Here is a 22,730-nt window from a genome sequence, read left to right as displayed (position 1 = left end):
TTCCCGCTACGAGACAACCCCGGCCGGAGCCGTCCGCACGCGCGTCCCGTGAAAGAGAGAGCGAAATCACCAAGGCCGACGCCCCCCGTGAGTCGCTCACCCTCTCCCAACGCCCCGGAACCGGGCAGGGGTTCCCGTCGGCCCCCCGCCCGCGACGGGGCGGACCGGGCCGGGCCCGGGCCCGGCCCGGAGCGCGACGTGAGGAGGGCGGTGGCGGGCGGGATGTCAGCCGGTGACGCGCACCGGATCGCCGATCCTGACCGTGCCGCGGGACAGCGGCACCAGGTTCTGGCCGAAGAGCAGCGCGCCGCCGATGCGCCGGAGCCGTCCGAGGGTGTGCAGCGGCTCCCTGCCGCGCGCCGCGGTGTCCTGGTCGGTGGTGGTGACCACGCACCGGCCGCACGGTTTGGCGACCCGGAACTCCACCTCGCCGACCACCACACGCGACCATCCGTCCTCGGCCCACGCATCGGTGCCCGACACGACCAGGTTCGGCCGGAAACGGTTCATCGGCAACGGCCCCTCGGCGGCGTGCGGGCCCTTCGCGACAGCTGAGTTGAGGGCGTCGAGCGACGCGGTCGTGGCGACGAGCAGCGGGTATCCGTCGGCGAACGACACGGTCTCGCCGGGCAGCGCGTACGCCGGGTCGACGGGCCTGCGGGTGGCGGGATCGTCCATGTGGACCAGCTGCACGTCCGCGCCCAGGTAGTCGCTGCACCAGGCGTGCGCGGCGGCGTCGGCGAGGACCCCCTCCACCTTGTCGCGGAAGATCTCCAGCGACATCGTGGGCATGGGACAGGGCACGGGGACCGTCAGGGACGGACGGCCGGGCGCGGACAGACGCAGGCCGCCGCCGGGCAGGAGCTCGGCGGCGGCCAGTGCGAGGCGCGGCTGCTGGCGTTGGGTGACGACCTTTCCCCCGTCGTCGATCAGCGCCCAGCGTCGGTCCCCGGCCAGCCCCCAGGGCTCCACGACGGCCTCACGGGGCGCCTGGCCCCGCAACGCCTTGACCGGATGGACGTGGATCGACACCAGTTCCGCGAGAGGCATGGGGTCATTTTGCCAGGTGGCGCGGGTGACCCCGGACCGGCTCAGTAACCGCGGTACTGCTGCTGGTTGTACGGATCCTGGTACTGGGGCGCGGCCGGCCGGGGCGCGGCCGGGCGCATCGCCTCGTAGTTCATGCCGGGCCCGGCGGGACGCTGCTGCTGCGCCTGCGGGCCGGGGTAGCCGCGCGGCGCGACGGCCTGCGGCGGGATGTAGGCCGCCGGAGCCTGCTGCAGCGGCGCGGGCTGCTGCGCCTGCGGGTAGCCGTAGGACTGCTGCGAGGGACCCGCGGGAAGGGCGGGCAGCGCCGACGGCAACGCGGGCAGGTTGCTGCTGCCCATGTCGTACGCGGCGGGGACCCGGATCGGAGCGATCTGCGGGGTGCCCCGCTCGGCCACGAGCGAGTCGTAGATCGGAGTGTCCGGGAAGGCGGAGTAGTAGCCGCCTCCGTAGGTGGAGCGGGGGGAGGTCATGGCACATAAGGTAAGCCCACGATGTGCTGGTTGGGGAGACCGATAAGAGGGTTGATTTCCGTGTCGGTAGGAGCCTCGGATCCCCAATGCGAGCGAACTTGGGAAAAAAGGACGGCTAGCGGCGCGTAGATCGTGTAATGGCCGAGTTCCGGGTGGGTTACCAGGGGTTGGCCAGGGCTGATCCTGCGTTCCCGATGGGCGTCCGCGGTCCCTCGGAATAGGTTGGCCGGTAGACAAGCCGAGGGGCGCCGGGACCTGGACCCGGTCCACCGACACGCGATGGGGGCGTACATGTCAATGTCGAAGGGGTCCAATGTCCCGGTGCCGACCACGGCGCTGCGCGTCGAGCTGGGATGGCGTTCCGGGCCGGGTGTTCCCGACGCGGACGCGTCGGCGCTGCTGCTGGTGGGCGGGAAGGTCCGTTCCGACGCCGACTTCGTCTTCTACAACCAGCCCGCGCACTCCTCCGGCTCCGTCCGCCACGAGGGCAAGCGCGACGCCGGAGGACGGGTGACCGACGGCATCCTGGTCGACCTCGCGCGCGTGGAGCCCTCGATCGAGACCGTCGTCCTGGCCGCCTCGTCGGACGGCGGCTCCTTCGGCCGGATCCCGGACCTCTACATCGAGGTGCGGGACGCGGCGCAGGGCGCGGTCGTGGCCCGGTTCGACAGCGCGGGCGCCACGGTCGAAACCGCTTTCGTTCTGGGTGAGTTCTACCGCCGTCAGGGCGCCTGGAAGTTCCGCGCCGTCGGACAGGGCTACGACAGCGGTCTCGAGGGTCTGGCCACGGACTTCGGCATCACCGTCGACGAGCCCCAGCACGCCGCGGCCCCCGTCCCGCCGGCCCCCGCCCCCGTCACCCCGACGCCGCCGCCCCAGCAGCCGACCATGCCCGCCTTCCCGGTCACCGTGCCCCCGCCCCTGCATCAGGCCCCGCCGCCCCCGCCCGCCCCGCCCACGGTGCCGGGCGCGCCGGTCAGGCTCACCAAGGTGACGCTCACCAAGGCCGCCCCGTCGGTGTCCCTGACCAAACAGGGCGGCACGTCGGGCGCCCTGCGCGTCAACCTCAACTGGGAGGTGCGCAAGCAGTTCTCCGGCTGGGGAAGCAAGCGCGGACGGGCGGTCGCGCTGCACAACGACCTCGACCTCGACCTGTGCGCCCTGTTCGAACTCGCCGACGGCCGCAAGGGCGTGGTCCAGGCCCTCGGCAACGCCTTCGGCTCGCTGCACCAGCCGCCGTACATCCACCTCGACGGCGACGACCGCACGGGCGCGGTGTCGAGCGGCGAGAACCTCACCGTCAACCTCGACCGCAAGAACGACTTCCGGCGCATCCTGGTCTTCGTGACCATCTACGAGGGCGCTCGCTCGTTCGCCGACCTGCACGCCACGGTCACGCTGCAGCCCCAGTTCGGCGCACCGGTCGACTTCTCCCTGGACGAGTGCACCGTCCCCTCGACCGTCTGCGCGCTGGCGCTCATCACCAACCAGGGCGGCGACCTCGTCGTCCAGCGCGAGGCCCGCTATCTGGTGCCCGAGCGCGGCGTGAGCCCGCAGCGCACCGTCGACCACGTCTACGGCTGGGGCATGAACTGGACGCCGGGGCGCAAATAGGGTCCCGGGCCGGGTCCCGGCCCGGCTCAGCCCTCGTCGGCGACGGCGTCCGGACGTGTGTAGGTGCGGCCCTTCCAGGCCGCGCCGCGCCCCCGGTAGTGCTGCACGGCGGAGTCGACCGTCATCAGGAGGTAGAGGAACGCGGTGAACGGCAGCGCGGGAGCGAGCCACGGCGGCTGCCGGTAGTGACGCAGCATCGGGATGTACGTCCCCGCCATGACCAGCCAGGCCAGCGCGCCGCACACCGCCGTCGGCGCGCTGCCGGCCGCGAGCCCGAAGAGGAGGGCGAGCGGCGGGACGAGGTACACCAGGATCAGGCCGAGCACCGTTCCGATCAGCAGCGCCGGGCTGTGGCGCAGTTGTGCGTACGCGCTGCGCGACACCATCCGCCACAGGTCGTGCAGCCTCGGGTACGGCCGCACGCTGTCCACCCGGTCGGCCAGCCCCAGCCAGATGTGCCCGCCCGCTTTTTTCACGGCCCGCGCGAGCGCCACGTCGTCGATGACCGCCTGCCGGATGGCGTCCGGGATCCGCACCCGCTCGGCCGTCTCGGCGCGCAGCAGGACGCAGCCGCCCGCCGCGGCCGCCGTGCGCGCACCGCGCCGCCCGATCCTGCGGAACGGATACAGCTGGGCGAAGAAGTAGACGAACGCCGGCACCACCAGTCGCTCCCACGGACTCTCCACCCGCAGTCGCGCCATCTGGGACACGGCGTCGAAGCCGCCGGTGCGGGCCGCCGCCACCAGTTCCCGCAGACTGTCGGGCGCGTGCGCGATGTCGGCGTCCGTGAGGAGGAGGTATTCGGGCTCACGCGCGCGTGCCAGACCGACCCCGTGCCGCACCGCCCACAGCTTCCCGGTCCAGCCCGCAGGCGGTTCGCCGGGTGAGGCCACGGTCAGGGGGAGCCCGCCGTGCCGCCGGGCGAGGGCGCGCGCCAGGTCTCCCGTGCCGTCGCTGCTGCCGTCGTCGACGAGGAAAATCTCGGCCCGTCCCGGATAGTCCTGGAGGAGCAGCGAGGGAAGGCTCGCGGGCAGCACCGCCGCCTCGTCGCGCGCGGGGACGACGACACAGACCGACGGCCACTGCCGCGGCGCCGTCCGGTCCGGCAGTCTGATGTCCGTGCGCCAGAAGAAGCCCTGACAGAGCAGCAGCCACAGCCAGGCGGCCAGGGACAGGGCGGCGATCCACACAATGGCGCTCACGTGCGCAGTCTTCCCCACCCGAAGGGGCCACAGGCGCACATCGTCTATGGTGGCCGGGTGAAGATCGCGCTCATGGACTCCGGAATCGGCCTGCTGGCGGCCACCGCCGCGGTACGGCGCCTGCGACCGGACGCCGATCTCGTGCTCTCCCTCGACCCCGACGGCATGCCCTGGGGACCGCGCACCCCGCAGGACCTCACCGCGCGTGCGCTGGCCGTCGCCGAGGCCGCCGCCGCGCACCGGCCCGAGGCCCTCATCGTGGGATGCAACACCGCCACCGTGCACGCCCTGCCCACGCTGCGGGACGCCCTCGAGCCCGGCATCCCGGTGATCGGCACCGTTCCGGCGATCAAGCCGGCCGCGGCAGGCGGCGGACCCGTCGCCATCTGGGCCACGCCCGCCACCACCGGGAGCCCCTACCAGCGCGGTCTCATCGAGGACTTCGCCGGCGGCGTCACGGTCGCCGAGGTCCCGTGCTGGGGGCTGGCCGAGGCAGTGGAGCACGCCGACCAGGCCGCGATCGACGCGGCGGTGGCCGCGGCGGCGGCTCTCACCCCCGAGGACGTCACGACCGTCGTCCTCGGCTGCACCCACTACGAGCTCGTCGCCGACCGTATCCGCGCCGCCGTGCAGCGTCCCGGCCGTCCGCCGCTGGCCCTGCACGGATCGGCCGGGGCGGTGGTCGCGCAGGCCCTGCGCAGGATCGGCGCCCGCCCCGAGCCGGAGGCTGCGGCGCTCGGTGCAGTGACGGTTCTGCTCAGCGGTCGCCCCGGAGCTCTGCCGGCGCCGGCGCTGGCCTACGCGGAAGGCCGCCTGCTCCAAGCCGTCAGTCCCGCCCCGTGAACGTCGCGCACCCTGCGACCTGACCGTCACGTACCGCGGCCCGTGACCTGCCCGGCACGGACGGCCCTGGCGGGGCCCCGGGCGGAGCAGTCACCCTGCGCTACGGACTACCGGCGCAGCGAAACCTGAGTAATCTCATGAATATGAGGGACCACCCCCACGACGAGAGCATCCCGCTTCCCGACGTCCCGCATCGCGATGCCCCGCACCCCGACGTCTGGACGGGGCGCGCCACCAACCGCTTCCAGTGGCTGCTCGCCCTGGTCGGGGTCGCCTGCCTGGCGCTCGGCGTCGAACTCGCCGTCGAGTCCGCCTGGACGTCCGGCGTCGCCCCGCTCGTGATGTCCGTGGTCGGCTGCATCGCCGCCGGGCTGCTGGTGCTCTTCGGCACCCTCGCCTTCGTCCACGTCGACCTGAAGCTCGACGAGGAGTCCCTCGAAGTGCGCTGCGGCCACATCGGGCTGCCACGCCGGCGCATCCCGCTGGCGCATGTCGCCGGCGCCGACTTCGAACCGCACGTCACGCCACGTCACTGGGGTGGCTGGGGCTATCGCTGGCGGCCGGAGAAGGGCACGGCGGTCGTCGTGCGCAAGGGCGAGGGCGTGGTGCTGCGCCTGTGGGACGGCCACACGTTCACGATCACCGTGGACGACGCCGAGTCCGCGGTCCGCGTCATCCAGGAGCGGCTGCGCACCGGAGCCCCCGGCCCCGCGCGCTGAGCGTCCCTCCCCCGCGTCCGCCCTCTCTCGGCGTCCGCGCTCTCCTGGCGTCCGCCCTCTCCCGGCGTCAGACCGTCGGGCGGTCGCCGCGCCGCAGGTCCCGCCCGAACGCCGACGGGGCGCCGTACGCCGCGGGTTCCGCGGCGAGGGGCCGGGCCGTCGCCAGGCCGGCCAGCAGCCCCGCGCCCACCGACACGGTGGTGAAACTCAGCGCGTTGCCGATCGCGGCCACCGCGGCGAGCGCCGTCAGCGTGGCCCCCGCGGTGAGGACGACCGGTGTCGGACGCTGCGACCGCCACAGCGCGAACAGCACCCAGCAGAAAGCCGCCGAAAGCAGCAGCAGTCCGACGACGCCCTGCTCCGCCGCGGTCTGCAGCGGCGCGGAGTGCGGCTTGCCGTCGGACAGTGTCGACTGCGCCGCCGTCGTGCTCAGCTCGCCGAAGCGTCCCGGGCCCACGCCCAGGACGCTCTGGCGCCGGACCATGCCGAGGGCGTCGCGCCACAGGTCCACGCGGTGCGGCGTCAACCGGTCCGTGAGCGGGCCGGCGAGACCGGAAGGCACCGCGTTCCCGGCGACGGCCCAGGTCAGGCCGGTCACCAGGGCGGCCGCCACGGCGGACGCGGCGAGCGCCGGACCTCGGTGACGCATCCGTCCGGCGGCCAGCGAGCACACCAGCACGGCGCAGCAGGTCACCAAGCCCGTCGTCGAGTCCAGGAAGGCCGCGGCGGCCGTCACGCCCACGGCGAGCAGCCACAGCGCGAGCCGCTGTGCGGGTACCCGGCTCGTCCAGGCGGCGCAGCACGCGGCGCCGGCCGAGAGGGTCAGCATCGCGGCGGTGGCGCCAGCCTGTCCCAGGGGCGCGGCGATCTCCGGCCCCGGGCCCAGCCGCGGCACGGTCACGGTCGACGCGAGCCCGGCCAGTGCGCCGGCGCAGGGAGCGGCGACCGGCAGCAGCACGCCGGTGATCCGGCCCGCCGCGTAGCCGGCGGCCAGCGCCAGCACGGACAGCAGGACGCCCTCGGGGCGTCCGCCGTGCACCGCGGCGGTGACCAGCGACCAGACGGCGCAGGCCCCGAGCACGGTCACGCCGAGCGCGTCCGAAACGTTTCGGCCGTCCCCGTCCCCGTCCGCGGCCTCGCGGACCGACATCCCGGTGGAACCCACCCCGCCCCCCGAACCCGGTCGCCCCCCGACCGTGACGGACCTGAACCGTGACGGACTCCGGCCGCACACGACCGAAGCTCAGCCACACCGTAACCGCTGATGGGCCGTTTGTGGATGAGTTGCGCCGGGTTGTGCGCCGGGCGCGGGGCCCCGGCCGACCAGGTCGCGGGCTCCACGGACCGAGCTGTCAGCACAATGGTGACTCGCCGTACACTCCCGGAGTGACCGTCACCGCAACTTCCGTAGGCCGGCCGGACCGGCTGGAGCCCTCGGCCGCGCCCGCTTCGCGCGGCGCGCGGCTCCTGCGCCGCCTGTTCCCGGGCGCCGCCGCGGCGCTCTCCGGAGTCCTGCTCTACCTCAGCTTCCCGCCGCGCACCGTGTGGTGGCTGGCGCTGCCGGCCTTCGCCGTCTTCGGCTGGGTGCTGCGGGGGCGCAGCCGCAAGGCCGCCTTCGGTCTCGGTTACCTCTTCGGGCTGGGCTTCCTGCTGCCGCTCCTGGTGTGGACCGGCGTCGAGGTGGGACCCGGCCCCTGGCTCGCCCTGGTGGCCATCGAGGCGATCTTCGTCGCGCTGGTCGGCGTGGGCGTCGCGACGGTGGCCAAACTGCCGGCCTGGCCGCTGTGGGCGGCTGCGCTGTGGATCGCCGGGGAGGCGGCACGCGCGCGTGTCCCCTTCCGCGGCTTCCCGTGGGGCAAGATCGCATTCGGGCAGGCGGACGGTGTCTTCCTGCCCCTCGCCGCGGTCGGCGGCACCCCCGTGCTCGGTTTCGGCGTCGTCCTGTGCGGCTTCGGCCTGTACGAGATCGTGCGCCTGGTGCTCGAACGGCGGAACTCGGGCGACGTGCGGCGGTCGGCCGCCGCGGTGGCCCTGCTCAGCGTGGCCGTCCCGGTCGTCGGCGCGCTGGCCGCCCGCACGCTGGTCAGCGACAAGGCGCAGGACGGCACCGCGACCGTCGCCGTCATCCAGGGCAACGTGCCGCGCCTCGGCCTGGACTTCAATTCCCAGCGCCGGGCCGTGCTCGACTACCACGCGCGTGAGACGGAGCGGCTGGCCGCCGAGGTCAAGGCGGGCAAGGTCGCCCGGCCCGACTTCGTGCTGTGGCCCGAGAACTCCTCCGACGTCGACCCCTTCGCCAACGCCGACGCCGCCGCCGTCATCGACCGGGCCGCCAAGGCCATCGGCGCGCCCGTCTCGGTCGGCGGCGTCGTCGAGCGGGACGGCAGGCTCTACAACGAGCAGATCCTCTGGGACCCGGTGAAGGGCCCCACCCAGACGTACGACAAGCGACAGGTCCAGCCGTTCGGCGAGTACCTTCCGCTGCGCTCGCTCATCGGGGCGATCAACAGCGACTGGACGTCGATGGTGCGCAAGGACTTCAGCCGGGGCACGAAGCCGGGCGTGTTCGACATGGACGACGCCAAGGTCGGGCTGGTCACGTGCTACGAGGCCGCGTTCGACTGGGCCGTGCGCTCCGAGGTCACCGACGGCGCCCAGCTGATCTCCGTGCCCAGCAACAACGCCACCTTCGACCGCAGCGAGATGACCTACCAGCAGCTCGCCATGTCCCGGGTGCGCGCGGTGGAGCACAGCAGGACCGTCACGGTGCCGGTGACCAGCGGCGTCAGCGCCATCATCATGCCGGACGGGAAGATCACCCAGAAGACCGGCATGTTCGTGGCGGACTCCCTGGTGCAGAAGGTGCCCCTGCGCTCCTCGCAGACCCCGGCGACCAGGCTCGGCATCCTCCCCGAGATGGCTCTGCTGCTCGTCGCGGCGGGCGGTCTGGGATGGGCGATCGGCGCCGCGGTGCGGACCCGACGGAGCGCGGCGGGCTGACCGGGACGCCCGGATAGGGTCGCACCATGCCGACTCCAGAGTTCATCACCGAGATCCGGGCCGTCGCCGGCCACCAGCTTCTCTGGCTCCCCGGCGTCAGCGCCGTCGTCTTCGACGACGAGGGGCGGGTGCTGCTGGGCCAGCGGGCGGACAACCGGCGGTGGACCGTGATCAGCGGCATCCCGGACCCCGGCGAGCAGCCCGCGGACTGCGCCGTGCGCGAGGTCTACGAGGAGGCCGGGGTGCACTGCGTCGCCGAGCGCGTCGTCCTGGTGCGGGCCGGCGAGCAGGTGGCGTACCCGAACGGCGACGCGTGCCAGTTCATGGACGTCACCTTCCGCTGCCGGGCCGTGGGCGGGACCGCACGGGTCAACGACGACGAGTCCGTCGACGTCGGCTGGTTCACGGTGGACGCCCTGCCGCCGTTGAGCGAACGCCAGCTGTTCCGCATCAAGCAGGCACTCGCCGACGAACCCACATGGTTCGAGACCACGACCTCGCAGTGAAGTGTGGGCGCTGACCACATGGGTCCGGGGTGGGGCTCTGCCTAGGGTCGAGGCATGACTTCCCCCCGGGCCGTCCCTGCCGGCCCCGCCGCGCCCTCGCTCGACCTCGGCGGCCGCACCGCCCTCGTCACCGGCGCCGCCGGCGGCATCGGACGGGCCTGCGCGCTGCGGCTCGCGGCCGCCGGGGCCAAGGTCCGTGCCGTCGACCGCGACGCGAGCGGGTTGGAGAGGCTCGCAGAGAGCGCGGCCGGTCTGCCCGGCTCGCTCGAACCCCGCGTACTGGACCTCACCGATCTGGACGCCGCCGAACTCGCCGCCGCCGGAACCGACGTCCTCGTCAACAACGCGGGACTGCAACGGGTGGCCCCCCTCCACGAGTTCCCTCCGGACGTCTTCCGCACCGTGCTCACCGTGATGCTCGAGGCGCCCTTCCGCCTCGTCCGCGGCGCGCTGCCCCACATGTACGGGCAGGGCTGGGGCCGCATCGTCAACGTGTCCTCGGTCCACGGGCTGCGCGCATCCGCCTACAAGGCGGCCTACGTGGCCGCCAAGCACGGACTCGAAGGCCTCTCCAAGACCGCCGCCCTCGAAGGCGCCCCCCACGGTGTGACCTCCAACTGCGTCAACCCCGCCTACGTGCGCACACCGCTCGTCGAACGGCAGCTCGCCGACCAGGCCCGTACGCACGGCGTCCCCGAGGAGCGGGTGCTGGCCGAGGTTCTGCTGCGCGACAGCGCCGTGAAGCGGCTCATCGAGCCGGCCGAGGTCGCCGAAGCGGTCGCCTATCTCTGCAGCCCGCAGGCCTCTTTCGTGACGGGCACGTCGCTGGTCCTCGACGGGGGCTGGACCGCGCACTGAACTCGCCGAGAGCCCGGAAGGGCGTGGGGGGACACCCTGGGCAGGACCCCGGCGGGCGGCCCCGGCGGAGTTTTCCACAGGGCTGACGGGGCGGCCCGACGATGAGGAATCCTGTGAGCATGTCCCGCGACCACCTGGAGGGCGCCTCGTCCCTCACCACCGCCCACGACGCCGACGCGCCGTTCCTCGAGCTGCTCGCCCGGGGTGCGGCGGCCGAGGCGTACGACCGGCCCGTGCTGCTGGCGCGCGCCGAAGGAGGTTCCGGCGAGCGGATCGCGGCGCTCGAACACGCCAAGCGGGTCGCGCTGCGTGTGCGCGCGGAACTGGAGGGCCGGCGACGCAGGGAGGCCGAGCTGTCGGCCCTCTTCGAGACCGCCCACGACCTCGCGGGCCTGCGGGACCTCGACGCCGTCCTGCGCGCGATCGTGCAACGGGCCCGCTCGCTGCTCGGCACCGACGTCGCCTACCTCAGCCTGAACGACCCGGCCAGGGGCGACACCTACATGCGGGTCACCGAGGGCTCCGTGGCGGCCCGCTTCCAGCAGCTGCGCCTCGGCATGGGGGAGGGGCTCGGCGGCCTGGTCGCCCAGACGGCCCGACCGTACGTGACCGACGACTACTTCCAGGACGAGCGCTTCCGGCACACCGCCGCCATCGACTCCGGCGTGCGCGACGAGGGGCTGGTGGCGATCCTCGGGGTCCCGCTGGCGCTGGGACCGAACGTCATCGGCGTCCTGTTCGCCGCCGACCGACGCGCCCGTGTCTTCGAACGGGGGCAGATCGCACTGCTCGGCTCCTTCGCCGCGCTCGCCGCGGCCGCCATCGACACCGCCAACCTGCTCACCGAGACCCGCTCCGCGCTGGCAGGCCTGGAACACGCCAACGAGATCATCCGCGACCGCAGCGCCGTCATCGAACGCGCCTCCGACGTCCACGACCGGCTGGCCGAGCTGGTGTTGCGCGGCGGCGGAGTCCACGACGTGGCCGCCGCGGTGTCCCATGTCCTCGACAAGACCGTGGAGTTCACGGAGACGGCGGCGGCCGACGCGCTGGAGGCGTCCCGCGCCGAAGGCCACGCCGTACGGCACCGGGACGACTGGATCGCGGCGGTGGCCGCCGGCGAGGAGCTGTTCGGAGCGCTCGTGCTGCGCGGCCACCCCGGCCTCGACCCGGTCGACCAGCGCACGCTGGAGCGGGCCGCCATGGTGACGTCCCTGCTGCTGCTGGCCAGACGCTCGGCCGCCGAGGCCGAACAGCGCGTGCGGGGTGAACTCCTCGACGACCTGCTCGAGGCCCGCGACCGCGATCCGCGTCTGCTGCGCGAGCGGGCCGCCCGCCTGCACGCCGACCTCGACGCCACCCAGGTCGTCCTCGCGGCCCGGGTCGACGCGGCAGCCCCCGCCGCCGACCCCGGCCAGGACGCGGCCGCCCGTCGCCGACTGTGGGCCGCGGCCTTCCACCTCGCCGCGACGCGGCAGGGCCTGGCCTGCGCCCGCGACGGCGGGACCGTGCTGCTGCTGCCACTGGAGCCCGGCGACACCGCCACGGAGCTGGCCCGCCGTACCGCGCAGCATCTCGGCGCCGCCGTCCACGAAGCGGTCACCGTCGGCGCGTCCGCCCCGGTGCGCGACCTCGCCGACGGACCGCACGCGGTGGTCGCCGCCTACGAGGAAGGCCGGCGCTGTCTCGACGCCCTCGTACTGCTCGGCCGCTCCGGCGACGGAGCGGCCGCCGAGGACTTCGGCTTCCTCGGCCTGCTCCTCGCCGGCGACCGGGACGTCGCGGGGTTCGTGGACCGGACCATCGGCCGGGTCGTCGCCTACGACGAACGGCGCGGGACGGACCTGCTGCGCACCCTCGACGCGTACTTCGCCGCGGGCATGAGTCCGGCCCGCACGAAGGACGAACTCCACGTGCACGTCAACACGGTGGCCCAGCGCCTGGAACGCGTGGGCCGCCTCCTGGGAGACGACTGGCAGAGTCCCGCACGCGCCCTGGAGATCCAACTGGCCCTGCGCCTGCACCGGTTGGCGGTCCCAGCCCCTGGCGGCGTGCGCAGCTGACAGCCGTGCGCAGCCGACCGCGCAGCGCGCCGCGTACCCGCCGTGCGCCGCGTACTCTGCCGACCGCCGCTGCGGCGCAGGCCCTCCGTATGCCGCTGACCGCCGTGTGCGCGAACGGCACACGGCGGTCAGCAGGGTGGGCGCCGTCAGCGGCGATCGGTGGCTTCAGCGATCGGCTCGCAGGGCCTGCGTGTCCGCCGCCGTCGTCGTGGAGGTCTTCCCGGCGCAGCCGCCCTCCGTCTCGCTCGCGGGTTCGAAGTCCCCGGCGGGCTCGCGGTCAGCGCCGGTCTCGACGTCGGCCAGGTCGCGGTGGCGGGTCTCCTTGGCGACGCCCACGGCCAGGACCGTCAGCAGGGCGGCGGCGATCACGTACAGGGCGATCGGGGTGGAGCTGTCGTAGTCGGCCAGCAGCGCCGTGGCGATGAGCGGAGCGGGGGCGCCCGCGGCGACCGAGGCGAACTGTGCGCCGATCGAGGCCCCCGAGTAGCGCATCCGGGTCGCGAACATCTCGGAGAAGAAGGCGGCCTGCGGCGCGTACATCGCTCCGTGCAGCACCAGGCCGACGGTCACCGCGAGCAGGAGGCCGCCGAAGTCGCCGGTGTCGACGAGGGCGAAGAACGGGAACATCCACAGGCCGACGCCGACCGCGCCCAGCAGGTACACGGGACGCCGCCCGACCCGGTCGGACAGCGCGCCCCATGCGGGGATCACCGCGAAGTGCACGGCGGACGCGACGAGGACGGCGTTGAGCGCGGTCTGCTTGGAGACGCCGGCCGAGGTGGTCGCGTAGACCAGGATGAAGGCGGTGATGACGTAGTAGGAGATGTTCTCCGCCATGCGCGCGCCCATCGCGAACAGCACGTCACGCCAGTGGTGCCGCAGCACCGACACCAGCGGCAGCGGCTCGGCGTCCGCCGTGCGCGCCGCCTTTCGTGCCTCGGCCCGCGCCAACGCCTGCCGGAAGACGGGGGATTCGTCGACGGACAGCCGGATCCACAGCCCGACGAGCACCAGCACGCCCGAGAGCAGGAACGGGATCCGCCAGCCCCAGGACGCGAAGGCGTCGTCCGAGAGCACCGCGGTGAGCAGGGACAGCACGCCGGTCGCGAGCAACTGCCCGGCGGGCGCGCCGGTCTGCGGCCACGACGCCCAGAACCCGCGGCGCCGCGCGTCCCCGTGCTCGGACACCAACAGCACGGCGCCGCCCCACTCACCCCCGAGCGCGAAGCCCTGGACCAGTCGCAGCACCGTCAGCAGGACGGGCGCGGCGGTGCCCACCGTGGCGTGCGTGGGGAGCAGCCCGATCGCGAAGGTCGCCCCGCCCATCAGCAACAGGCTCAGGACCAGGAGCTTCTTGCGCCCGAGCCGGTCTCCGTAGTGGCCGAAGACCAGTGCCCCGAGCGGGCGGGCGGCGAAGCCGACGGCGTAGGTGAGGAACGACAGGAGCGTGCCGACGAGCGGATCGGAGTCCGGGAAGAACAACCTGTTGAAGACGAGGGCGGCGGCGGAACCGTAGAGGAAGAAGTCGTACCACTCGATGGTGGTGCCGATGAGGGATGCGGCGACGATGCGCTTGAGGCTGGCGGGGGGTGATGGGGGAGCGGTGGTTGCGGAGGCCATGTGCGCCACTTCCTCGTGTGCGGTGGGAACGGGAGGGTGTCCGCACACCGTAGGAACGCGCAGGTCAGGGACACATATGGTGGGGCAACACAGTTCGGGGACTGGGTATGCGTGCGTCCGCCATGCCGACTCAGAAGGGCGGTGGCCTTCGCCGCTGCCTGGCCCGTCCATGGGCCGGTGCCGGTGCCGGGTATTTGGCCGGGCCGAGCCCGGCTGGGACGGACGCAACGCTTCGGCGGAGTCGGGCAGGTCCGGTTCGCTGACCGGACCGGAACGCGACACCGGGCTCACCCGGGACCACCATCGGCCTGTCGGCATCCCTCACACCGCAAGGAATCAGCGATGAAGAACTCCCGCTGGAGCACGGGCCCGCGCGCTCTCTTCGTGGTCGTCTGCACGGCGCTGGCCGTGCTCTGGGCCACCGCTACATCGGCGTCCGCCCTGAACACCCGAACCTACGAGCAGCTGCAGAACGCGGAGACCCATCGGTACTGTCTGGACATCAAGTCGGAGGACCCCGCCGAGGGCGCCCGCGCGCAACTGTGGAACTGCACGGGCGTCTCGGAGCAGAAGTTCATCCTCGTGGCCGCCGACCGGGGCCAGGGCCCGGTCCCGGGCCAGTGGACGATCCGGTCGAAGAGCGCGGGCAAGTGCCTGTTCGCCGGTGGCGGCGCCGGGACGCGGGTGACCCAGGTGGGCTGCTACGCGTACAACCAGGCGCAGAGCTGGGAGCTTCGCTCCACCGGTGAGATCGTCAACATCTACTCCGGCCTCTGTCTCGACACGGCGCACGACCAGAAGGGCGCGGCCGTGATGGTCTGGTCGTGCAACGGAAACATCGCTCAGCGCTGGTTCTTCTGAACCGGCTGCGCCACGCTCTCGTCCGACCCCGTCGCGCGGTGCCACCGGTGCCGCGCGACGGGGTCGGCGTGCCCGGCCGGTCGGGGGCCGCGCAGGGCCGTGCTGATGGCGCTGCCGATGTCCCGGGCGGTCTCGGCGAGCCGTTCGAGGCTGTGTGCGGGGTCGGTCACGACGAACAGGGCAGCCACCGGGACCTGGCTCCGGTCGTACAGGGGGACCGCGGCGCAGCACACCCCGTCCACCAGTTCCTCGCGGTCGAACGCCACGCCGCGGTCCCGGATCACCGCCGCCTGCCGCGGCCAGGCGGCCGGGAGGGAGTCCTGCGGGATCGCCGACGGCGTCCGGGCCGCCAGCACCTTCCCGGCCGCCGTGTGCCAGGGCCAGGTCGCGCTGCCGAGCGGCGGTGCCCAGGCGTCCCCGTGCTCGGCCGGTGTGCAGTCCACAACGAGGGTGTGACCGCGGCGCAGCACGGCGATCCCGGCGGTCGCACCGGTGGCCCGCACCAGTCGGCGTACCGGCTCGGCCGCCGCTGACCGGAGCCGGGGATGCGGTTGCCACTGCCGTCCCAGCCGGAAGATCCGCGATCCCATCCGGTAACACGTGCCGCGCCGCTCCACGGCGCCCAGGCCGACCAGCTGCTCCAGCAACCGGTACGCGGTCGTCTTGGGAATCCCGCTCTCCGAGGCCAGCCTGGTCAGTCCGGCCTCCCCGGCGCGCTCCACCACCTCCAGCAGTGCGAAGGCGCCTTCCAGCACGCTCCGCCCGCCGGCATCCGCCACGGACGGCCCGCACAGCTCTCTCGCGTCCACTCGTGTCCCCCTCCTCGTGGTACCGGGGACTCCGGTCGGCCCCCGGCCCACAGCCTGCGGCCGGAGTGTGGGCCGAGAGCTTGTCGATAGGTTGTCGCCCTCCCGGGTCTGGCTCGTCCGCCGACCGGCCACGGTGCGAAGCCCGGTCCGTGACCTCACGACGAGCCGGGCTTCGACCCGTCCTGACCGCGGGCCAGCCTGGCGCGCAGGGGCTCGGCGTCGGGCAGGCCCAGGTCGTCGAAGATCTCCACCGCACGCATCCAAGCCTGACGCGCAGCCGCGAGGTCACCGGCGTCCTCGTGGGTGTCGCCCAGGTATGCGTGACCGATGGCCTCGCTGCGCCGGTCCTCCGTCTTGCGGAACAGCTCGAGGGCCTGTCCGTAACACGCCACGGATCGCGCGTGGCGCCCCAGGTGCCGGTGGATGTAACCGAGGCTGTCCAGGGTGTGGGCCTGGCCGCTGAGGTCTCCGATCTCCTGGACGAGACCGAGTGCCTGCTCGCAGTACGCGAGCGCCCGCCGGTGGTCTCCGAGCTTGGTGTGGTACCAGCCGATGTGGTTCAGCGCGATGGCCTGACCGCCCCGGTCGTGCGCGCAACGGTAGTGCTCGAGCGTGTGGTGCGCGTGGTCGAGCGCTTCCGGGTAGCGGCCGTCGGCCGAGGCGACGGCCGCAAGGTTCTGGTGCATGCGGGCCTGTCCCGCCTCGTTGCCCAGTTCGGCGAAGAGGCCGAGCGCGAGCCGGTAGTGGTGCTCGGCCCGGTCGGTGCGCTCCAGTCTGGCCCAGGCGAGTCCGAGGCCGCGGTGGGCGTTCGCCCGGCCCGCCGTGTCGTCCGCGAGGCGGGCCGCCCTCAGGGCGGTGGTGTGGGCGGACGCCAGCTCCTGCCAGGCGCCGCGCCGTTCGAGGAAGGTGGTGAGCGTCGCGGCGAGTTGCCAGGTGTGGGTGTCGAAGCCGGTCGGCGTCCGCTCGACCGCGGACAGCAGGACGGTTTGCTCAGCGGTGAACCACGCCAGAGCCGCCCGGTGGTCGGCCGGCCGGCCGGGCTGGGCGCCCGGCAGAGGCGGTGCCAGGGTCAGGGGGTCACGGCGCAGGGTCAGCAGGGCGTCCGCCGCCCAGGCGGTGTGCAGGTAGTGGTCCAGCATCCGCAGGGTCGCCGTGTGCCGGGTGGCGTCGTCGTCCTCGGTCGCGGTGCACTCGGCTGCGTACGCCCGCAGCAGGTCGTGGAAGGTGTGGCGGCCCGGCCGGTGCTCGGTGAGCAGGTGCGCGTCGGTGAGCTCGGCCAGCAGGGCTCGGGCGCGGTCCTCGGTGACACCGGCCAGCGCCGCGACGGCCGGCGGGGCGGCGTCGGGCCCCGGGTGAAGGCTCAGCATCCTGAAGAGCCGCGCGGCGTCCGGGCTCAGCATCCGGTAGGACCAGGAGAACACGGCCCGCACTCCGCCGGACGGGTCGTCACCGTCCAGTGGGTCCAGGCGGCTGTCGGCCATGCGCAGTTCTTCGGCGAGTTCCGCGAGCGGCCGACGCGGCTCGGTCGCGGCGCGGGCGGCCACCACGGCGAGCGCGAGCGGAAGCCCCGCGCACTGGACGACGATCTCGTCGACCGCCGCGGGTTCGGCGGCGACCCGCACGGAGCCGAGCCGGACCGTGAGCAGTTCCCGCGCCTCTGCCGGGCCGAGCAGGTCGAGGGGCAGCAGGTGGGCTCCCTCGGCCACCGCCAGCCCGGTCAGCCGGTTGCGGCTGGTGACCAGCGCCAGGCAGCCGGGCGCTCCGGGCAGCAGCGGGCGTACCTGTCCGGCGTCGCGGGCGTTGTCCAGCAGGATGAGGACCCGGCGGCCGGCCAGCAGGCTGCGGTACAGCGCCGCCTGTGCGTCCACGTCGCGCGGGATGTTCTGCGGAGGCACCCCGAGGGCGTCGAGGAAGCCCCTGACGGCCTGCGCCGGGGTCACCGTCCCGCCGTCGTCGAATCCCCGCAGGTTCACATAGAGCTGCCCGTCGGGAAAGGCGTGGCTCATCCGGCGGGCCCAGTGCACGGCCAGCGCGGTCTTGCCCACCCCCGCGGTGCCCGACACGGCCGAGATCACGACGGCCGTGGGCTGCTGCCCGGCCGCGGCGAGGATGTCCCGCAGCCGGGCGAGTTCCTCCCTCCGGCCGGTGAATCGGCCAACGCCCATGGGCAGTTGGGCGGGGGTCACGCCGACGGCCGAACGCATCCGGACCGGCCCCGCGACGGGGTTCGCCGAGGCGGGCGTATCGGCCGGCAGCCCCCGCAGAACGGCCTGGTGGACCTCCCTCAGGCGCTGTCCGGGGTCCGTGCCGAGTTCCTCGGCCAGCCGCTGCCCGATCGCGGCGAAGCAGTTCAGGGCTCCGGCGCTGTCCCCCGTGGCGTGCAGGGCCCGCATCAGCGCCTCGGCCAGCGGTTCCGCCAGAGGGTGTTCCTCGAGCAGTTCGGTGAGCGGCGCGACGACCGCGTCCGGATCACCGCCGCGCAACTCGGCCTGCGCCCATCTGACGGCGGCGTCCACCCGCTCCCGCCGCCAGGTCTCCCGTACCCGTGCGATCCACTGCCCTTCCAGTCCGGCGAGCGGTTCACCGCGCCACAGCGCCAGCGCGTCGGTCAGAAGGGACGCCCGTACGGCGAGGTCCTGCCCGCGTTGCCGGGCGAGTTCCGTCAGCCGCCGGAACCGGTGCAGGTCCACCTGGTCGGGGCCGGCTTCCAGCTGGTAGCCGCCGGAGCGCCGCACGACCCGTAACGCCTCGCCCGCGCTGTCACCGGTCGTCTCGCACGTGCGCCGGATCCGGGCGACGTGGGCGTACAGCGCGTGTCGCGCGCCGTCCGGCCGGTCCGCTCCCCAGACCCGCTCCGCCAGCACGTCGACCTGGACCGGCCTGCCGGCGTCGACCGCCAGTGCCGCCAGCACGGTACGGCGCTGCGGCGGTCCCAGTTCCACCAGGTTTCCCCGCACCACGAGTTCCACCGGTCCGAGCAGCCGCAACTGCACCACATCGCCCTCCGTCGCCTCCGGCGTCCATGCAGGCGCCGTACACCTCGGCGGGGCGAACACCGTCTGCCGGGACGCGAGTTCCCGGGCTCATCGTCCCCGGGGCGACGACCCGGGACAACCTGCCGCGGGACCGCGTACCGCTCGATACGGCCGCCCTGCTCGCCGAGGACGTCGAGGCCGACCTCCCGCTGAGCCTCACCGACGTCCCGTGCGTGTACGAGGACCACGGCACGCCGCACGGCGACCCGTCCACTGCTGCCCTTCCACAAGCTCGGATCCCCGAAGTACGAGGCCTCGGGCATCCCCTTCCCGGTGCGCGACACCCCGAGCCCGGCGCGGGATTCGGTCGAGCGGGTGGTGGAGCAGTTCCGCGAACGTGGCCCGGCGGCCTACTGAACGGGGTGTGTCCGGTGTGCGCGCCGAGTCCAACGGCACCTGAAGGCAGGGCCGTTCGGCCCAGTGGCCGTGGACCTTCGGCATCCGGCGCCGCCCGGCGGGCGCGGCCAGAGTGAGTGACGTCAGGCAACGACCCGACCCCCTCGAAGGGAACCTCGACCATGGCCGTGCACGAGCACCCTCGTCAGAGCCCCGGCTTCCACCTGCCCTCGTTCCGCGGGCACCGGACCGCATCCTCGTCCGAGTCCGTGTCGGCGGAAACCGGTACGGACTCCGCGCGGGCCTACGTCCTTGCGTCTCTGCGTCTGCTCACCGGGTTCGTGTTCCTGTGGGCCTTCCTCGACAAGACCTTCGGCCTCGGCTACGCCACCCCGTCCGGCAGGGGCTGGATCGATGGAGGGTCGCCGACGAAGGGGTTCCTCGGTTCCGTCGCCGCCGGGCCGATGGAGTCCGCCTTCCACTCCTGGGCCGGCGACCCGTGGGCGAACTGGCTGTTCATGCTGGGCCTGCTCGGGATCGGTCTCGCCCTGGTCGCGGGGGTCGCGCTGCGGATCGCCGCCTTCGCCGGCACCGCGATGATGGCGCTGATGTGGATCGCCGAGTGGCCGCCCGCCAGGCACCTCTCGGACGGCTCGGCGAGCATGTCGACGAACCCGTTCGTCGACTACCACCTCGTCTACGCCGTCGCCCTGGTCGTGTCGGCCGTCGCCGCCGCCGGCGACACCCTGGGCGCGGGCCGTCCCTGGGCCAGGCTGCCGTTCGTCCGCGACCACGGCTGGCTGCGCTGAACACCGCTGCCGCGGTGGGCCCGACACCCGGCCCACCGCGCCGAGCCGCGCGGGTCGGCCGGCCCGGCCGGCCCACATCGGGGACCAGCGGCCCCTTCACGGCGAACCTCCCGAAAACGACGCTGAAATCGGATCCCCTGCCCCCAGGAGGTGGAGATCATGCTCCGCACCATCACCGTAGGTCTCGACGGCTCGCGGGAGAGCCGGGCCGCCGCCGAATGGGCAGCCCGCGAAGCCGGGCTGCGCGGGCTGCCGCTGAAGATCGTCCACGTCTGGGAGCCGGTGCCGGAGCCCATGGCCCAGGCGCCGCTCCTCGGCGTCGAGACCAGGCAGCACTGGACCGAACGCATCCCCCGGGAGGCCGCCGAGGGCATCGGCCTGCGCCACCCGGGCGTCGAGGTGATCAGGGAGCAGCTGTCCGGATCTCCTGGTGAGGTTCTCGCCGACGCGGCGAAGAGCGCCGACATGCTCGTCCTGGGCTCGCGCGGCCTCAGCGGCATCGGTGGATTCATGGTCGGCTCCGTGGGCCTGTCGGCCGTCGCCCACGCGGACCGCCCGGTGGTGCTGGTCCGCGCGCTGGAAGTGGCCGCTGACGAGCACGAGCCGGACCCGGCCGGCATCCCCTCCGCGGCGACGCCCTTCCTGCCCGTGGTCCTCGGACTCGACGTCGAGTACCCCGACGAGACGCTGATCGAGTTCGCCTTCGACACCGCCGGGCGCCGGGCGACGTCCCTGAGGGTCGTCCACGGCTGGAACCCGCCGCCGTACTACGCGTACGGCACACCGGTCAGCCCCGCCCTGCACGAAGGGCTGGCACTCGCCGACGCGGCTGCCCTGGCGGAGGCGCTGCGGCCCTGGCGGCAGAAGTACCCGGACGTGGAGGTCGTCGAGGTGTCCCGTTACGGCAGTGCGGCCGTCCACGTCGTGGAGGCCTCCCGCGACGCCTCGCTCGTCGTCGTGGGCCGGCGCATCCGCCGCAGTCCGTTCGGCGCCCACATCGGCCATGTCACGCACGCCGTCCTGCACCACTGCGCAGCCCCCGTCGCCGTGATCCCCCACGGCTGACCCCTTCTCGCACGACTCTCGCGGCAGTGCCGCCGGCGCTCCCTGCCGGCCAGGCCGCCTCCATCGCTCGATGACTTCCGGAGTCCCTCATGTCCAAGGTCGACCACCAGGACGCCACCGTACTTTCCGACGACGAGCTGCGCGCCCTGGACGCACACTGGCGGGCCGCCAACTACCTGGCCGCCGGACAGATCTACCTGATGTCCAACCCGCTGCTCACCGAGCCCCTGACGGCGGAGCACATCAAGCCGCGGCTGCTGGGCCACTGGGGCACCTCGCCCGGCCTCAACCTCGTGTACACCCACCTCAACCGGGTGATCAGGGCGCGGGGCCTCGACGCCCTGTGCGTGTGGGGACCGGGGCACGGAGGGCCGTCCGTCCTGGCGAACGCCTGGCTGGAGGGCAGCTACAGCGAGACGTACCCGGACGTGCCGAGGGACGGTGAGGGCATGGCCCGGCTGTTCAAACAGTTCTCCTTCCCGGGCGGGGTGCCCAGCCATGTGGCCCCGGAGACGCCCGGCTCGATCCACGAGGGCGGTGAGCTCGGCTACTCGCTCTCCCACGCGTACGGCGCCGCCTTCGACAACCCCGATCTGCTGGTGGCGTGTGTGATCGGGGACGGGGAGGCGGAGACGGGGCCGCTGGCGGCCTCGTGGCATTCCGACAAGTTCCTCGACCCGGTGCACGACGGGGCGGTGCTGCCGATCCTGCACCTCAACGGCTACAAGATCGCCAACCCGACGGTGCTCGCCCGTCTTCCCGAGTCCGAGCTCGACGCCCTCCTGCGCGGCTACGGCCACGAACCGATCCACGTCACCGGCGACGACCCGCTCGAGGTGCACCGGGCCATGGCGGCGGCGATGGACGACGCGCTGGACCGCATCGCGGTGATGCAGCGGACCGCCCGCGAGGACGGGGTCGCCGAGCGCGTCCACTGGCCCATGATCGTGCTGCGCACCCCGAAGGGCTGGACCGGTCCGGTCGAGGTGGACGGACGACCCGTCGAGGGCACCTGGCGCGCCCACCAGGTCCCGCTGTCCGGTGTCCGGGAGAACCCCGAGCACCTCCGTCAGCTGGAGGGATGGCTGCGTTCCTACCGGCCCCGGGAGCTCTTCGGCGCCGACGGGCGGCCCACCGCCGACGTCCTCGCCTGCGTCCCCGACGGGGCCCGGCGGCTCGGCGCCACCCCGCACGCCAACGGCGGCCTGCTGGTGCGCGACCTGCCCCTCGCGCCGCTGGACGAGTTCGCCGTCCCCGTCGACAAACCGGGCACCACGTTGCACGAACCGACGCGCGTTCTGGGAGACCTCCTGGCGCGGGTCATGAAGGACACCGGCGATCGACGCGACTTCCGGCTCGTCGGCCCGGACGAGACCGCCTCCAACCGGCTCCAGGCCGTCTACGACGTCAGCGGCAAGGCGTGGCAGGCCGGGCACCTTCCCGTCGACGAGCACCTCGACCGGCACGGCCGGGTCATGGAGATCCTCTCCGAACACACTTGCCAGGGCTGGCTGGAGGGCTATCTGCTGACCGGCCGGCACGGACTGTTCTCCTGCTACGAGGCGTTCGTCCACATCGTCGACTCGATGGTCAACCAGCACATCAAGTGGCTGAAGACATCGAGGGAACTGCCGTGGCGTGCCCCCGTCGCCTCCCTCAACTACCTGCTCACGTCGCACGTCTGGCGTCAGGACCACAACGGCTTCTCCCACCAGGACCCCGGCTTCGTCGACCACGTCCTCAACAAGAGCCCCGAGGTCGTACGGGTCTACCTCCCGCCGGACGCCAACACCCTGCTGGCCGTGGCCGACCACGTCCTGCGCAGCCGCGACCACGTCAACGTGATCGTGGCCGGCAAGCAGCCCTGCTT

18 protein-coding genes are annotated in these 22,730 nt (G+C 73.3%); 11 read left to right on the top strand and 7 right to left on the bottom strand.

Annotated elements, in window-relative coordinates; all coding sequences use genetic code 11:
* Positions 1-225: 225 nt before the first annotated feature.
* Both ACH4ZA_RS26185 and ACH4ZA_RS26180 read right to left on the bottom strand, forming a co-directional pair.
* Positions 226-1,050: an MOSC domain-containing protein gene (locus tag ACH4ZA_RS26185; protein WP_398431906.1), complete on the bottom strand. Its 825-nt coding sequence runs from the start codon at positions 1,048-1,050 to the stop codon at positions 226-228.
* A 41-nt stretch (positions 1,051-1,091) separates the two neighbouring features.
* Positions 1,092-1,520, bottom strand: a complete 429-nt coding sequence (locus ACH4ZA_RS26180; RefSeq protein ID WP_398431905.1) for a DUF6643 family protein — start codon at positions 1,518-1,520, stop codon at positions 1,092-1,094.
* 279 nt (positions 1,521-1,799) lie between these two features.
* Here ACH4ZA_RS26180 and ACH4ZA_RS26175 point away from each other — a divergent pair, with 279 nt between their 5' ends.
* The gene (locus ACH4ZA_RS26175; RefSeq protein ID WP_398431904.1) at positions 1,800-3,134 is read left to right on the top strand and encodes a TerD family protein; all 1,335 of its coding nucleotides are present in this window, start codon (positions 1,800-1,802) and stop codon (positions 3,132-3,134) included.
* A gap of 26 nt (positions 3,135-3,160) precedes the next feature.
* Here ACH4ZA_RS26175 and ACH4ZA_RS26170 read toward each other — a convergent pair whose 3' ends face one another.
* A complete protein-coding gene (locus ACH4ZA_RS26170; RefSeq protein ID WP_398431903.1) occupies positions 3,161-4,354 on the bottom strand; it encodes a glycosyltransferase in 1,194 nt (397 codons plus the stop codon).
* Between the two features lie 39 nt (positions 4,355-4,393).
* On the opposite strand from ACH4ZA_RS26170, the gene ACH4ZA_RS26165 reads away from it, so the two are divergent.
* Both ACH4ZA_RS26165 and ACH4ZA_RS26160 read left to right on the top strand, forming a co-directional pair.
* Positions 4,394-5,179, top strand: coding sequence for a glutamate racemase (locus ACH4ZA_RS26165; RefSeq protein ID WP_398431902.1), 786 nt, complete (start codon positions 4,394-4,396; stop codon positions 5,177-5,179).
* 143 nt (positions 5,180-5,322) lie between these two features.
* Positions 5,323-5,898, top strand: a complete 576-nt coding sequence (locus tag ACH4ZA_RS26160; RefSeq protein ID WP_398431901.1) for a hypothetical protein — start codon at positions 5,323-5,325, stop codon at positions 5,896-5,898.
* A 67-nt stretch (positions 5,899-5,965) separates the two neighbouring features.
* Here the strand turns inward: ACH4ZA_RS26160 and ACH4ZA_RS26155 are convergent, their stop codons facing one another.
* Positions 5,966-6,985: an O-antigen ligase family protein gene (locus ACH4ZA_RS26155; RefSeq protein WP_398431900.1), complete on the bottom strand. Its 1,020-nt coding sequence runs from the start codon at positions 6,983-6,985 to the stop codon at positions 5,966-5,968.
* A 299-nt stretch (positions 6,986-7,284) separates the two neighbouring features.
* On the opposite strand from ACH4ZA_RS26155, the gene lnt reads away from it, so the two are divergent.
* The 4 genes from lnt (at position 7,285) to ACH4ZA_RS26135 (ending at position 12,325) form a co-directional block, all read left to right on the top strand.
* Complete coding sequence (gene lnt / locus ACH4ZA_RS26150; RefSeq protein WP_398431899.1) at positions 7,285-8,898, top strand: apolipoprotein N-acyltransferase; 1,614 nt, start codon at positions 7,285-7,287, stop codon at positions 8,896-8,898.
* A gap of 26 nt (positions 8,899-8,924) precedes the next feature.
* Positions 8,925-9,404 (top strand): NUDIX hydrolase, encoded by a 480-nt coding sequence (locus tag ACH4ZA_RS26145; protein WP_398431898.1) that lies wholly within the window; start codon positions 8,925-8,927, stop codon positions 9,402-9,404.
* Positions 9,405-9,458: 54 nt separating this feature from the next.
* Positions 9,459-10,262: a 3-hydroxybutyrate dehydrogenase gene (locus tag ACH4ZA_RS26140; RefSeq protein WP_398431897.1), complete on the top strand. Its 804-nt coding sequence runs from the start codon at positions 9,459-9,461 to the stop codon at positions 10,260-10,262.
* Between the two features lie 119 nt (positions 10,263-10,381).
* On the top strand, positions 10,382-12,325 hold the full coding sequence (locus ACH4ZA_RS26135; RefSeq protein WP_398431896.1) for a helix-turn-helix domain-containing protein: 1,944 nt from the start codon (positions 10,382-10,384) through the stop codon (positions 12,323-12,325).
* Between the two features lie 165 nt (positions 12,326-12,490).
* Here the strand turns inward: ACH4ZA_RS26135 and ACH4ZA_RS26130 are convergent, their stop codons facing one another.
* A complete protein-coding gene (locus ACH4ZA_RS26130) occupies positions 12,491-13,945 on the bottom strand; it encodes an MFS transporter (RefSeq protein WP_398431895.1) in 1,455 nt (484 codons plus the stop codon).
* A gap of 342 nt (positions 13,946-14,287) precedes the next feature.
* Here ACH4ZA_RS26130 and ACH4ZA_RS26125 point away from each other — a divergent pair, with 342 nt between their 5' ends.
* On the top strand, positions 14,288-14,806 hold the full coding sequence (locus tag ACH4ZA_RS26125; protein ID WP_398431894.1) for an RICIN domain-containing protein: 519 nt from the start codon (positions 14,288-14,290) through the stop codon (positions 14,804-14,806).
* Here the strand turns inward: ACH4ZA_RS26125 and ACH4ZA_RS26120 are convergent.
* Both ACH4ZA_RS26120 and ACH4ZA_RS26115 read right to left on the bottom strand, forming a co-directional pair.
* Complete coding sequence (locus ACH4ZA_RS26120; protein WP_398431893.1) at positions 14,788-15,615, bottom strand: IclR family transcriptional regulator; 828 nt, start codon at positions 15,613-15,615, stop codon at positions 14,788-14,790. The genes ACH4ZA_RS26125 and ACH4ZA_RS26120 overlap by 19 nt on opposite strands.
* Positions 15,616-15,770: 155 nt before the next feature.
* The gene (locus ACH4ZA_RS26115; protein WP_398431892.1) at positions 15,771-18,611 is read right to left on the bottom strand and encodes a BTAD domain-containing putative transcriptional regulator; all 2,841 of its coding nucleotides are present in this window, start codon (positions 18,609-18,611) and stop codon (positions 15,771-15,773) included.
* A gap of 557 nt (positions 18,612-19,168) precedes the next feature.
* On the opposite strand from ACH4ZA_RS26115, the gene ACH4ZA_RS26110 reads away from it, so the two are divergent.
* The 3 genes from ACH4ZA_RS26110 to ACH4ZA_RS26100 form a co-directional block, all read left to right on the top strand.
* Complete coding sequence (locus ACH4ZA_RS26110; RefSeq protein WP_398431891.1) at positions 19,169-19,795, top strand: hypothetical protein; 627 nt, start codon at positions 19,169-19,171, stop codon at positions 19,793-19,795.
* Positions 19,796-19,954: 159 nt separating this feature from the next.
* A complete protein-coding gene (locus tag ACH4ZA_RS26105; RefSeq protein WP_398431890.1) occupies positions 19,955-20,860 on the top strand; it encodes a universal stress protein in 906 nt (301 codons plus the stop codon).
* Positions 20,861-20,949: 89 nt separating this feature from the next.
* Positions 20,950-22,730: phosphoketolase (locus ACH4ZA_RS26100; RefSeq protein WP_398431889.1), on the top strand; the 1,781-nt coding region annotated here is incomplete at its 3' end.

Source organism: Streptomyces sp. NPDC020597, from assembly GCF_044335095.1.
Taxonomy (GTDB): Bacteria; Actinomycetota; Actinomycetes; order Streptomycetales; family Streptomycetaceae; genus Streptomyces.
The sequence above is the reverse complement of the archived record's forward strand: the minus strand, read 5'-3'. Positions and strand labels throughout refer to the sequence as shown.